11 protein-coding genes are annotated in these 13423 nt (G+C 40.8%); all 11 read right to left on the reverse strand.

What is annotated here, in order from left to right:
• Positions 1–219: 219 nt before the first annotated feature.
• The 11 genes from ACUW85_RS09245 to priA all read right to left on the reverse strand — a co-directional run bounded on the left by ACUW85_RS09245 (position 220) and on the right by priA (position 13309).
• Positions 220–1902: a DAK2 domain-containing protein gene (locus tag ACUW85_RS09245; RefSeq protein ID WP_396027407.1), complete on the reverse strand. Its 1683-nt coding sequence runs from the start codon at positions 1900–1902 to the stop codon at positions 220–222.
• Positions 1903–1928: 26 nt separating this feature from the next.
• On the reverse strand, positions 1929–2294 hold the full coding sequence (locus tag ACUW85_RS09250; protein ID WP_003143306.1) for an Asp23/Gls24 family envelope stress response protein: 366 nt from the start codon (positions 2292–2294) through the stop codon (positions 1929–1931).
• Between the two features lie 220 nt (positions 2295–2514).
• Positions 2515–2706: a 50S ribosomal protein L28 gene (gene rpmB / locus ACUW85_RS09255; protein ID WP_039935929.1), complete on the reverse strand. Its 192-nt coding sequence runs from the start codon at positions 2704–2706 to the stop codon at positions 2515–2517.
• A gap of 96 nt (positions 2707–2802) precedes the next feature.
• Positions 2803–3474 (reverse strand): thiamine diphosphokinase, encoded by a 672-nt coding sequence (locus ACUW85_RS09260; protein WP_182023664.1) that lies wholly within the window; start codon positions 3472–3474, stop codon positions 2803–2805.
• Positions 3475–3530: 56 nt separating this feature from the next.
• On the reverse strand, positions 3531–4181 hold the full coding sequence (gene rpe / locus ACUW85_RS09265; protein ID WP_069286636.1) for a ribulose-phosphate 3-epimerase: 651 nt from the start codon (positions 4179–4181) through the stop codon (positions 3531–3533).
• A 15-nt stretch (positions 4182–4196) separates the two neighbouring features.
• On the reverse strand, positions 4197–5129 hold the full coding sequence (gene rsgA / locus ACUW85_RS09270) for a ribosome small subunit-dependent GTPase A (RefSeq protein WP_182023666.1): 933 nt from the start codon (positions 5127–5129) through the stop codon (positions 4197–4199).
• A 206-nt stretch (positions 5130–5335) separates the two neighbouring features.
• On the reverse strand, positions 5336–7540 hold the full coding sequence (locus ACUW85_RS09275; RefSeq protein ID WP_182023668.1) for a protein kinase domain-containing protein: 2205 nt from the start codon (positions 7538–7540) through the stop codon (positions 5336–5338).
• The gene (locus ACUW85_RS09280) at positions 7540–8343 is read right to left on the reverse strand and encodes a Stp1/IreP family PP2C-type Ser/Thr phosphatase (protein WP_182023670.1); all 804 of its coding nucleotides are present in this window, start codon (positions 8341–8343) and stop codon (positions 7540–7542) included. Before ACUW85_RS09280 ends, ACUW85_RS09275 begins: the two co-directional genes overlap by 1 nt.
• Positions 8344–8362: 19 nt before the next feature.
• On the reverse strand, positions 8363–9811 hold the full coding sequence (gene rsmB / locus ACUW85_RS09285; protein WP_182023672.1) for a 16S rRNA (cytosine(967)-C(5))-methyltransferase RsmB: 1449 nt from the start codon (positions 9809–9811) through the stop codon (positions 8363–8365).
• Entirely contained in the window at positions 9801–10784 is a 984-nt protein-coding gene (fmt, locus tag ACUW85_RS09290; protein WP_182023674.1) for a methionyl-tRNA formyltransferase, read from the reverse strand. Before fmt ends, rsmB begins: the two co-directional genes overlap by 11 nt.
• A 107-nt stretch (positions 10785–10891) precedes the next feature.
• Positions 10892–13309, reverse strand: a complete 2418-nt coding sequence (gene priA / locus ACUW85_RS09295; RefSeq protein ID WP_259345419.1) for a primosomal protein N' — start codon at positions 13307–13309, stop codon at positions 10892–10894.
• Between the last annotated feature and the right edge of the window lie 114 nt (positions 13310–13423).

Here is a 13423-nt window from a genome sequence, read left to right on the forward strand (position 1 = left end):
CTTTTCTCTTTGAAGCTTATTTACATATTAATAAATACTAAATAACGTATTCGTGATATTTGAAATTATTTACCAACACTATTTGTAAAAGAACCTCTTTTATTTGTATTAGGAAAGCTAAAATGAACTCTTTATCAGTCTTCACCTCTTAACCAATTGAATAATAGCTAAGTTGTGTGTCCATCTAGCATTTCATGTATGTATCTTTATATAGGCTTATTATTCTACTGATGCTAGGAAATGGTAAACTGGTTGACCACCATCTACAATTTCAACTTCAATATCTTCGTTAGCCGATTCGACTGCTTCAGCGATTAATTCTGCTGTTGCTTGGTCGGTTTCTTCACCAAAGATTAAAGTCACTAACTCCTTGTCTTCATCAATCATTGCATTCACCATATTGATGGTTTCTTTGACTAAGTCAGCATCTTCAGAAACAATTTTACCGTCTATGATGCCCATAAAGTGATCTTTATGGATTTCTAAGCCGTCAACTGTTGTATCTCGAACAGCCACTGTGACTTGACCACTAGTTACGTTGGCCATTTCAGCAACCATTGCTGCTTTATTGTCTTCTAATGTACCATCAGGGTTATATCCAAGCATGGCTGTTAATCCTTGAGAGATATATTTAGTTTCAACTACGGCAGCTGGAATTTCTGAAACTTCAACAGCTTGGTTAGCTGCCATAATGATATTCTTATTGTTTGGTAAGATAATCACGTTATCTGCATTCGCTTTGTTGATAGCATCTAAGATGTCATTTGTTGATGGGTTCATCGTTTGACCGCCAGAGATGATTGATTTAACGCCCAAATCTTTAAATAGACTTTCAATTCCTTCACCGGCTGCAACAGCAATAATCGCTAAATTCGTACGCTCAACTGCTGGTGCTGATTCAGCTTGGTTTGCTCCTTTGCCATCTAAGATATCGTCATGTTGTAGACGCATGTTATCTACTTTAATTTTCACTAATGAACCAAATTTTTGGCCATAATTCATGACTTCACCTGGTGTTTCAGTATGTACATGAACTTTTACAATCTCATCGTCAGATACAACCAATAATGAGTCACCGATACCATCTAAGTGGTTACGGAATGTATCATAATCAAATTCATCAGTAACTGTTTCACCTTCACCGATTTTGACCATGATTTCAGTACAATAACCATAATGAATATCTTCTGATGCTACTGAATGAGATGTATTGAAGAAGTTTTCTTGGTGCGCTAATTCTGTGACATTCGCTTTATTTGGATCAGCTGATTTAACTGGAATTGATTCACCTGTTAAAGATTCTAAGAAGCCATGGTAGATATATACTAACCCTTGACCACCTGAATCGACAACGCCTACTTCTTTTAACACAGGTAGTAAGTTAGGTGTGTTTTCTAGTGACGTTTGTGCTTCTTCTAATACAGCTGTCATCACTTCAATGATGTCATCTGACTCTTCAGCTTTTTGCATACCTGCTGCTGCTGAATCACGTGCTACTGTTAAAATAGTACCTTCTACAGGTTTCATAACAGCTTTTACCGCTGTATCAATACCGCGTTGGAAAGCATTCGTTAAATCTTGTGCTTCAATAGTTGTTTTACCTTCGATTGCTTTAGCGAAACCACGGAATAATTGGGATAAGATAACGCCTGAGTTACCGCGTGCCCCCATCAATAGTCCCTTAGCTAAATCTTCTCCAACCTCACCAACGGTATCGGAATGTTGTTTAATTACTCGTTCGATACCTGATGTGTATGTTAAATTCATATTTGTTCCGGTATCACCATCTGGCACCGGGAAAACATTTAATGAATTCACGTATTCAACATTCTCTGAAAGTCGGTTACCCCCAACTTCAAGCATAGATATGAACGCTTCAACGTCTAATACTGTTCTTTTCACCTAAAAATCCTCCTTGATTACCGCAACTAGTCTTCAATCACACGGACGCCTTGTACGTACACATTCACTACGTTTGCAGCAATACCTAATTGACGACCTAATTCGTATTTCACAGAACTTTGTACATTGCGACAAATTTCAGAAATTTTCGTACCGTAGTTGACGATAATATATACATCCACTACTACTAAATCGTTGTTATCTACTGAAACAAGTACCCCTTTGGTATAGTTTTCTTGTTTAAGAATTTCTTGGATACCATCACGGATTTGATGCTTGCTTGCCATACCAACGACACCGTAGTTTTGTGTTGTTGCCATACCTACGACTGTTGCGATAGATTCATTTGTAATATCAATTTCACCGAAGTCTGTTTGCATTTTTAATGCCATAAAAAATGTCCTCCTTTTGAAGGGTTGTCTTGCTAGATTAATCTAAAACTTTATCGTTCTAAACAAATATAACTTCATTTATAACACTCATTTTACCACATACTAGGCTATTATACCTAAATATTTGACAAGTCGCAAACCCTTATAAAAGACACAAAAAAAGCCGTGGTCTTCCCTCACTGGAAAACTACGACCTTATTTGGTATTAATCATAAATGGATTAAGCGCGGGTAACTAAACCAGCTTTGATTGCGCGTGCAGAAACCCATACACGCTTTTTGTTACCATTTTCGTCGATGATACGAACTTTTTGTAAGTTTGCTTTAAATGTACGTTTTGTAGCATTCAATGCGTGTGAGCGGTTGTTACCTGAAGTCGTTTTACGTCCTGTGTAATAACATTCTTTAGCCATTGTCATAATCCTCCTCTACAAATTTTCATACCATAACATATTACTATACTTAACGTCATAAATCAAACTTATTTATGATAAAAATGATGATTGTACTTAATCTCGGGCTTGAATAGCGAGGATAAGACCATTACTAAAGGCAATTTTCATGGTATTTTGACCTGGTAGAAACTCATTTGAAATTAAAGCTAGTGGCGTTGGCATTTGATAGTTATCTAATGGGTAGACCACATTTTTAAGGGTTAAATCTGTGATTGGGGTCATAGCCACAAATGACAGGTATTTCATCTCTTTTAGGCGGTCAACTTGATGTTGCCCTGGTCTTAAGAATGAAACAGCATTGTTTTCTTCTACTAAGTGAACACGATCAATCATCGACGCAAACCGTTCTTGATAGATGAGCCATAAGTTAGATAATAAATGGTCTACCCTACCCCCTAGCATACCAAATAGATGGTATCTTGCGTTCGGGTATAAGTCAGCGACTGATCCCAAGGCGTGTTCTGTGTCGGTTTCATCTTTCATGGGTTCTAGCTTTTCGATTGATGCTGCCTTTTTGGCTACTTGTTGATAGACCTTATCCTCGATTGAATCAAAGTCTCCTACAGCCAAATCAATTGGAAAATCCATGTCTAAGAGTTGTTTGGCGCCTAAATCGACACCCACAAAGGCTGTTTCTGAATCGTTGTGGGCGACTTTCTGCCGCTCGACATAGCCTTTAAAGAATTCGGGGTCAAAGGGTCCTGATCCGATGAGATAAACTTGCATGTATCCACTTCCTTCTAGTGACTGCCAGTAAAAAAACTTTTTTCAAGTACTAAAGTTTACTTAATGGCCATTTTTAATGCATCAATTGGTTGCTTCACGTCGTCTTTATTGAAGATGTATGAACCGGCTACAAAGGCGTCTACCCCTTTTTCTGCACAGATTTTAGCCGTTTCAGCGTTGATTCCACCGTCTACTTCGATTAGGAAATTGGCGTCATTTTCCGCTCTGAAAGTACTTAATTCAGCCATCTTATCAACAGTTGATTCGATAAATGATTGACCGCCAAATCCCGGGTTTACGGTCATGACTAAAATCATATCGACGTCTTTTAGAATCGGGGCAATGGCTGATACGGGCGTTGCTGGATTAATGGCCACACCAGCCTTCATACCATGTTTGTGAATGGTTTGGATTAAGCCATGTAGGTGGCTAGTCGCCTCGTAATGAACCGTAAAGTAGTCTGCCCCCGCGTTAGCAAATGTTTCAACATGTGCTTCTGGGTTAGAGACCATTAAATGGCAATCTAGGGTCATCTTGGTGTTTGGGCGCAAGGCTTCAACAACGCCAGCACCAAAGGTTAAATTGGGCACGAAATGGCCATCCATGACATCAATGTGGACCCAGTCAGCGCCAGCTTTTTCGATTCGATTTACTTCGTCAATAAATTTACCAAAATTTGCAGATAAAATAGATGGTGCAATATACATGTACATTCCTACTTTCTAATATTTGGGTTTTGCATCGTCAATTTCTTGGAAGATTTGTAGGTAAGAGTCATAGCGACTTTGTGCGATCTCACCAGCTTCTAAGGCGGCTTTCACTGCACATTTAGGTTCTTGAATATGGGTACAACCACGGAACTTACATTGGTCTTGAATGGCCCGCATTTCAGGGAAATAATTTGACAGTAAAACCTTATCCAACTGGTCGATATCGATACTAGAGAAACCTGGTGTATCTGCTACTTTCCCTTCAAATATATCATGTAATTCGGTATGGCGGGTAGTATGGCGACCGCGTCCGAGTGATGTTGAAATTTCTCCTGTTTCAATGTCTAAATCAGGTAATAGTCGATTTAATAAAGTCGATTTTCCAACACCCGATTGACCAACAACCACCATGGTCCGATTGGCAACAATGTCTTTTAATTGATTGAAGTTCTCATCTAGGTCTGTTGATAAAATGACCTGGTAGCCGACTTCCTTATAGACCTTGATGAATTGGTCGATCCGGTTTTTATCCGCTTGACTAGCTTGGTCGGCTAAGTCCATTTTGGAAAAATATAAAATCGGTTCAATGTTCTCTGACTCTAAATAAACTAAAAAACGGTCTAATAATTTTGGTTGAATCTGGGGTTCCGTAACAGATGCTACCAACAAGGCTACGTCCACATTAGCTACTGCCGGTCGAATCATTTGGCTATAGCGTGGTAAGATTTTCATTACATAGCCTTCTTTGGTATTGTTGGCTTGAAATTCCACAAAATCGCCCACCAATGGTGTTGTTTGCGTATTTCTAAATTGGCCACGTGCCCGTGTGGTATAAATCACTCGGCTTTCTTTTTCTTCTACATAATAAAAACCAGATAGGGCTTTAATAATTTGGCCGGTGTAAGTTGGTGCATTTGATTGGATGTGTGTTGTTTTTTTCTTCATGCTGTTGAATAATACCTCCTTATCGGTTCAATTGTATATATCCCCAATAGATATAAAAATTTGTGTCTGCATACTTATGCCCTATTTTAACCCAAAAAGCTAATAAAAAACACTCCGACAATTTTTATTCATTTGAAAGGTCTTTAAAATGAATAAAAAAGGCGTAAACAAACTGTCTACACCTTTCTCTTGATTTATTAATTTAGCTAATCTTCTACATTTGAACTCTCACGTTGGCTAGATGATGAACTAGCACTCGATGATGAGCTTGACGCTGAAGAAGTTGAGCTTGAACTACTATTAGATGATGAACTTGATGATGAGCTATCATCGTCTTCGTCGTCATCATCGTCATTGGATGATGAGCTTGAGGATGAAGATGCGGATGAAGATGAAGATGAAGATGAAGATGAAGAGCTTGAACTTGATGAACTAGATACTGGTTCCGGTCCATCAGACATCACAATATATAATTCATCTCCTGCTACAAATTCTGTACCTGGTGTAATCGATTGAGAAATCATAACGCCATCCGGTACCCAACCTGAATATTGTGAATCAAATGAAGCAACTAAACCATTTGAATCAGCATATTGTTGGATTGACGCTCTATTCCAACCAGATAAATCGGCCATCGTAAAGGTTTCAACACCTGCAGAAACAACAAAGTTAATAGTTGTCTCACCAGGTATTACTGCTTTACCTTGTTCGATAGATTGGCTCAAGATGTCGCCTGCTTCAACTGAATCAGAGTAGTCTTCTTCTTGGGTGACGGTAAAGCCTAATGCCGTTAATTCTTCTTCAATTTTCGTAAATGGTTGACCAGTGTAATCCTTTAATTCATACGGCTCAGGACCTTGCGAAATATTGACATCGACTTCCGTATCACGTTTCACTTCTGTGTTTGCTGATGGACTTGAATTGATCACACGACCGGCTTCAACTTCTTCATCGTATACTGCTGTTACATCTCCTAGAACTAAATTTAAACTTTCTAAAGTTAAGGATGCCTCTTGCTCTGTCATACCTGCTAAATCAGGTACAGTAATATTGCGGCCTGCCATGTAGTTATAACCTAGGAAAGCAATCAATAGGAGTCCAACGATTATTCCTGTAATAATGGCAAGTGGTCTACGACTTTTCGGCTGTTTATTACTCGGATTCACAGAATTTTTATTAGGTTTACTTGTTGGCTTGCTACCACCATTCTTATCGGTACCATTACCACTAGGACTTGGGGATGGGTCTGCTTGTAAGCCATTAACACTAGCAACATCCGCAGCGCCTGCGCTTTCACCACCTGCAGCCGTTCCCGTACCTGCCAAGGCGGCTCCAGCTAAACCAGCGCCTGCAGCCAAAACAGCCTTATCTGCAATATCATGTTCATCAGAATCATCTAAAACAGTATCTTCAGCATTTCCGTCGGTTGCATCCGGTTCTGTATCGTCATCAACTGCTTTTTCGCCAGCTGCCATTAATTTTACTTCATCGGACTCTCCTAGACGCATTTGATTTTCGATATCTTCCTTAGCCATGACAATCGTTTCATTGGCCATGTTAGCTGGGATAAATACGGGCTCATTTTTCCGGTTATCAGAAAAGACTGTTTCTAAGTCATCGATCATTTCTTGTGTAGTTTGATAACGAGCAGATGGTTCTTTAGCTGTTGCTTTGGCCACCACATTAATTAAACTTTGTGGGGCATCTTCCCGGTAAGCTTCGATTGGTGGTAGGGGTTCTTGGAAATGTTTTAAGGCAATTGAGACTGCTGATTCACCGTCAAATGGTACCCGACCTGTCAGCATTTCAAATAGGACTACACCTAATGAATAGATATCTGAAAGACTTGTGGCCATAGATCCACGCGCTTGTTCTGGTGATAGATAATGGACTGAACCAATAATCGAATTGGTTTGGGTGATGCTTGTTTCAGAAGTCACCATAGCAATCCCAAAGTCCATGATTTTAATCGTCCCGTCGTGGTTGACCATAATATTTTGTGGTTTCAAGTCACGGTGGACAATACCAATCTCATGAGCTGCTTGCACCCCTGATAGGATTTGAATCATCAAGTTTTGGATAATATCTACTGGAATTGGATGGTTTTCACGGATATAGGCTTTTAAGTCCATACCGTCCACATATTCCATCACGATAAACTTGCCTTCCTCATCTTCACCCACGTCAAATAAATTGACTACGTTTGGATGGTTCAATTCTGATACAGATAGGGCTTCACGCTCAAATCGTTTGGTGGCATCCATGGCATCTGTTTTCCCTACACGCAAGAATTTGATGGCAACATCACGCTCTAAGATAGGATCATAAGCAAGGTATACATCCGCCATACCACCTGAACCGATATGGTTCACAATTTTATAGCGTTCATCAATGATTTGACCAGATTTCATTAGAATTCACCCCTTTCATTTTCAATTTCATGTTCGAATGGTTCTTCCTTTTTTAAATTTGCTGGTGTTCTATGTGCGACAACCACCGAAACATTGTCTCGGCCTCCATGGTCGTTAGCAACAGCAATTAATTGGTCAGCTTTTTCTTCAATTGATAGACTTTCATCCGTCAAAATAGCCAAGGCTTCTGTTTCCTCAACCATATCAGTTAATCCGTCTGAACATAAAAGCAAGGTGTCATCTACTAAAAAGTCTACAACATTAATATCTACATCAACGTCAGCAGCAATACCCACTGCCCGAGTCACGATATTCTTTTGTGGGTGAACCTGCGCTTCTTCTTTAGTGATCATATCCATATCTAATAATTCTTGGACAAAAGAATGGTCTTTGGTAATTTGCTTTAGTTCATCCACTTGATGAATATAGATACGCGAATCCCCTACATGGGCTAAAACCACTTGTGCCAAATCTTCTAATGGTACAGCGGCGACGATTGTTGTACCCATACCGGATAAATCATGGTATTGGTTGGCTTTTTCAAACACATGGGCATTGGCCGTCTTAATTTGGTCAGTTAACCAATCAGAAATGATATTGGGATCTGTCATATTTTCAGTGCTTTCCCAAGCATTTCCTACATGATAAATAGCCATTTCTGAAGCAACATCTCCTGCATTATGGCCACCCATCCCATCACAAAGCAATAAGATTGCTGTTTGGTCTTGGTTGTAAAAAACGCCTACTTGGTCTTGGTTTTGTTTTCTTTGGACACCGACATCAGTTTTGCTTGCGATTTCCATGTATGTTCACTTTCCTTCGCTAGTTTTTTTCAAAGCTGGCGATAAAGAAACCGTCAGACATATAGGTATGCGGTAGGATTTCAATTGTTCCATCTGCACCTATTGACTGATCAAGATTGTCTCGCCAATGTTTAAATGACTTCAATGTTAGGTCTGGATGTTGGTCTAAAATGGCTTTGACCACATCTTCATTTTCTTCTCTTGTAATTGTACATGTAGAGTAGGTAATCACGCCACCCTTTTTCAATAATGGTAATGCTTGGTTCATAATTGTTACTTGAATGTCATGTAAGGCATCCAAATCTTGCAAGGTTTTGTGGTATTTAGTATCTGGTTTACGGCGGAATAGGCCCACACCTGAACATGGTGCGTCGACTAAAATCTTATCAAAGCTTGTCGGTTCACTGCCATTTTCCCCAAAACGGTCTAACAAGGCAGTTGCATCTTGATGGAGAATTTCCACGTGGTCAGCTACCTGCATCCGGTCTACATTTTCTTGAATTAAAGGCAATTTATTTTCTGCTATATCACAGGCAATGACATGCCCAGTTCGGCCAACTGCTTCAGCGATTTGCACAGTTTTTCCACCTGGTGCGGCACAAGCGTCAAGAACCGTTTCCCCTGGTTTCGGGTTTAAAGCTTCTACGGCTAGAAGTGCTGATTCATCTTGAATGGTAATTTCTCCGTTGATGAATAAGGATGAATGGGCTGGATTCCCCTTAGTTACCCGTAAGGCAAATGGTGACAAAGGACTAGGCGCTACTGTAAAACCTTCTGCTTCTAATATCTCTTGATATTCGGTCATTTTTTCTGTGTTTAGGTTATTAAATTTATTGTTGGCCCGTACCGTAATAAAAGGCGTTTGATTGAGTGAATTAGCCAATTTTTCGGCTTCATCTAAACCAAAACGGTCCACAAAATAATCTACCCATACAGGGGGTAATGAGGCCTCTAGGGTTAATTTCTCTCTTGGATCTTCTTTGGTTTGGATAAAATCGGCTATTGTTTCATAACGTCTGGTGAAATTCCGTAAGACCCCGTTAGCGAATTTAGCCAAGGTCTGATTGCCTCGTTTGCGGACAATTCTAACCGCTTCGTCAACTACCGCATAATTTGGAATATTGTCTAAATAATACATTTGGTAAGCCGAAACAATCAGTAAAGACCAAACCCATGATTTCACTTTATTGGGTTTGGCTACAAAATCACGGACAAAAGCGTCCAATGTATAGTAGTTTTGCACAGACCCATAAACCAGGTTAGTATAGAGGTTACGGTCTGCTTCGGCCACAGCTTCTTCAGTTAACACCCGATTTACTTCTTGGTTGATGAATTGGTTGTGGCGGATGATTTGATTAACTGACTCCATCGCTTGGAAACGAGCGGATAATTTTAGGGGTGTTTGATAGCCCCCACTATGGCCGCCGTTACGGGCATTTGACCCTGGTTCTACTTGATTATTCTCCATCTACATCGTCCTCCACTTGGTCAAAGCTATCGCCGACCGCTAAGTTGCCGGCCCCACCGTTAATGAAGGCTGCAACGTCCATTTTTTTCTTACCTGCTGGTTGTAATTGTTCAATAGCTAGAACGGTTTTATTCCCTGTTGCTACCCATAATTGAGCCGGTTTCTTTTGAATCTTGATAATTGTGCCTGGCTTTTCGTCAGACGTTTCTTCAGCGACTGGGGCTACCTGCCAAATTTTCCACCGTTGCCCGTCCACTTTTGTATGGGCTACTGGCCAAGAATTAAAGGCCCGGACTTGGTTGTCAATTTGCTGTGCTTCTTTACGCCAATCAATTTGTTCTTGTTGACTCGTAATATTCGGGGAAAATGTCGCTTCTTCCTCAACTTGGGCTTGCGGTTCAATTTCACCGGCAAATAATTTCGGTAATGTTTCTATCAATAGGTCCGTCCCTGCAACCGATAATTTATCGAACATAGTCGCAACGGTATCGTCACTTTCAATTGGGACGACCACTTGGGTTAAAATGTCCCCTGCGTCCATTTTTTTCACCATGCGCATGATCGTCACGCCTGTTTCCTTGTCACCATTCCAAATGGCATAGTGAACTGGTGCGCCCCCGCGGTATTTAGGTAATAATGATGCATGTACATTTACCGCGCCGTATCTTGGCGCCTCTAATATGCTCGTCGGTAAGAATTGACCAAAGGCTGCTGTGACGATTAAATCGATGTCCTCAGCTAATAAGTCTTTGATTTCTTGGTCCCGGCCGATTTTTTCCGGTTGGTAAACTGGAATTTCGTGTTTTAAAGCCGCTTCTTTCACTGGTGATGGTGTTAATTTCCGTTTGCGCCCTACTGGACGGTCGGGCTGCGTCACAACTGCAACCACTTCATACTGGTCATCTTGCGCAACTAATGCGTCTAATATATTCACTGAAAATGCGGGTGTCCCCATAAATACAATTCTTTTCAAATGTGTCTCCTTTAAATAAATCCTGTGCTTTCTTCCTATTATACCATTATTTCAATCTGAGATTTACGCCGATCAGTGTCAGATTTAGCTTGAAATTACTAGCCTTTTTACATGAAGGATTGAGGGTCGACGTCAATGGATACGTAAATTTTGTCTTTTGACCAATCTTGGGCCTTTTCTTGAATTTCTTGTAATACAGCTTGGATGGCCTGGTTGCCTCGGTGCTGGTATAAGAGTTGGTAATAGTATTGATTATTAATTCTTGAAATGGTCGACTGAGCGGGACCAATCACCTTAGTTGCTTGAATATCGGCCCGCTGTAAAATTGCAGCCACCTTAGCAGCCGTTGCTTGCGTTGTATGATCGTCAAAATTAGAAATGGTAAACCGAACGGTAAAATAATACGGTGAATACTGATTAAGTTTCCGGTATTGCATTTCGGTTTGATAGAAACGGTCATAATCATGATTTTTAGCCAAGGTTAAGGCATAATGGTCAGGATTATAAGTTTGAATCAAGACTTGCCCGTCCAGGTCCCCGCGGCCTGCCCGTCCTGACATCTGGGTCAAGAGCTGGAAAGTCCGTTCAGCTGCCCTAAAATCTGGCAGATAGAGTGTGGTATCTGCATTGATAATCCCTACTAAAGTGATATTGGGAAAATCCAGCCCCTTGGCAATCATCTGGGTACCTAGTAAAATATCTGCTTTTTTATCAGCAATTTGCTTTAATATCCGTTCATGACTCCCTTTACGACGGGTGGTATCCATATCCATCCGAGCCACGGTTTTATTGGGGAACAGCTCATTAATTTCTTGTTCCACCTTTTCCGTCCCCGTACCAAATTCACGTAAGTGGGTTTGACCACAATCTGGACAACGTTGCGGCCGTGCTTCGTTATAGCCACAATAGTGACACTGCAACTGTTTGTCATGATAATGGTAAGTCAGTGATACATCACAATTTGGACATTGAAAGGTATAACCGCAGTCTCGGCATTGCATGAAATTGGCGAAACCACGACGGTTTAACATCAAAGCAACCTGTTCGCCTCGGTCCATTGTAGCCTGCATTCGGTCATGTAATTGCCGTGAGAATTGATAATAATTTTTATGTTTAAATTCTTCCCGCATATCAATTATTTCAACAGGCGGTAATGGTTTTTGATTTGACCGTTCGGGCATTTCAAGTAGTTGATAAACCCCATTTTGGGCTCGTGCTCTAGATTCTAGACTAGGGGTTGCTGATCCTAGGATAACTGGCGAATGGTGGTAAGCTGCCCGCCATTTAGCCACTTCCCTTGCATGATAACGAGGATTATCTGACTGTTTGTAGGTAGATTCATGTTCTTCATCTAAAATAATCAAACCGATATTGTCTAATGGTGCGAAAATGGAGGACCGTGCCCCAACGGCAATTTTGGCTTGGCCATTTTTTAATTTGCGCCACTCATCAAAGTGTTCCCCTGTTGATAATTGACTGTGTAAAACCGCCACTTGGTTCCCAAAGCGACTTTTCAACCGGTTGACCATTTGCGGGGTTAAGGAAATTTCTGGTACCAGTAAAATAGCCTCTTTATCTTTATCTAAGGCTTCTTGAATCAGTTGCAGGTAGACCTCAGTCTTCCCCGACCCTGTTACCCCTTGTAGTAAGAATACCCGGTCTTCTTGGTTATCCATGGCTTCTTTTACAGCATTAAAGGCAGCTTCTTGTTGGGCTTGTAAGGGTAACTTTTCTGATTTTTCAATCGCAATATCTGCATAGGGATCACGGTTAACTTGTTGGTCGTAAAGTTTTAACCAACCCTTTTCACTTCCCGCTTTTAAGGTAGCTGTGTGCAAGTCAAATTCATCTCTTAGGTATTTAGCAGGTACTTTCTTACCGTCCAGCTCCATTAACACTTCCACCAAGGCAAGTTGCTTCTTAGCTGTTTTTCGAATGCTGGTGACTTCTTCCTCTAGTTGGTCAAAGTCCATCAGTGGTTGTACCCATTTTTCCGTTTTATAGCGTTTACGGTCTTCTACCCGATAGTCTATGGACAGGTGACCTTTGTTTTTAAGGGCTATCAACTCGGTGAGAATCCCCCTTTTTTCGGCTTCAGACCAGGCGATTTCACTGAGGTCATCAAAGTATTGCTGATGGTCCAGATAGGAAATTTCAGGGGCTGGCAGGAAGAACTTTTCATAATTTACCTTGAGCAAGTTAGGCAGCATGGTGTGATAGGCTTCAACTAAGAAACAAAAGTTCTGCTTGGCCATATCCTTACCCAATTGCAACATTTCCGCGTTTAATACTGGCTCGTCATCTAAAAGTGCAGTAATCGGCTTCAATTCACCTTCAAAATCGGCGGTAGCTTTAGCTGGTGAAATGACATAACCTAAGAGGTTTCGACTGCCAAATGGGACTTGTACCCGCATACCTGGTTGAATAATATTCACCATTTCTTCTGGGATTTTATATTCGAAGGGATGGTCCGTCTGCATGGTGGGGACGTCCACGATCACTTCTATAACATTTGCCTCAACCATTCCAGTCGCCTCCTTCATCGTATTCATTTACAAGCTGTCAGCTAAGGAAACCTAGGTATTGATACCTAGGAGGAATTAGCGAAATAGACAGCTCTTTTTGTTGATTTTACTAGG

Source organism: Aerococcus sp. 150760013-2, assembly GCF_053627715.1.

Bases quoted from the DNA above. Each gene is read 5' to 3' on its own strand.
- ACUW85_RS09280 (WP_182023670.1), bottom strand. From the start codon at position 8,343: ATGGAAATCGCAAGCAAAACTGATGTCGGTGTCCAAAGAAAACAAAAC.
- ACUW85_RS09260 (WP_182023664.1), bottom strand. From the start codon at position 3,474: ATGCAAGTTTATCTCATCGGATCAGGACCCTTTGACCCCGAATTCTTT.
- rsmB (WP_182023672.1), bottom strand. From the start codon at position 9,811: ATGGAGAATAATCAAGTAGAACCAGGGTCAAATGCCCGTAACGGCGGC.
- ACUW85_RS09275 (WP_182023668.1), bottom strand. From the start codon at position 7,540: ATGAAATCTGGTCAAATCATTGATGAACGCTATAAAATTGTGAACCAT.
- rpe (WP_069286636.1), bottom strand. From the start codon at position 4,181: ATGTATATTGCACCATCTATTTTATCTGCAAATTTTGGTAAATTTATT.
- ACUW85_RS09250 (WP_003143306.1), bottom strand. From the start codon at position 2,294: ATGGCATTAAAAATGCAAACAGACTTCGGTGAAATTGATATTACAAAT.
- rpmB (WP_039935929.1), bottom strand. From the start codon at position 2,706: ATGGCTAAAGAATGTTATTACACAGGACGTAAAACGACTTCAGGTAAC.
- priA (WP_259345419.1), bottom strand. From the start codon at position 13,309: ATGGTTGAGGCAAATGTTATAGAAGTGATCGTGGACGTCCCCACCATG.
- rsgA (WP_182023666.1), bottom strand. From the start codon at position 5,129: ATGAAGAAAAAAACAACACACATCCAATCAAATGCACCAACTTACACC.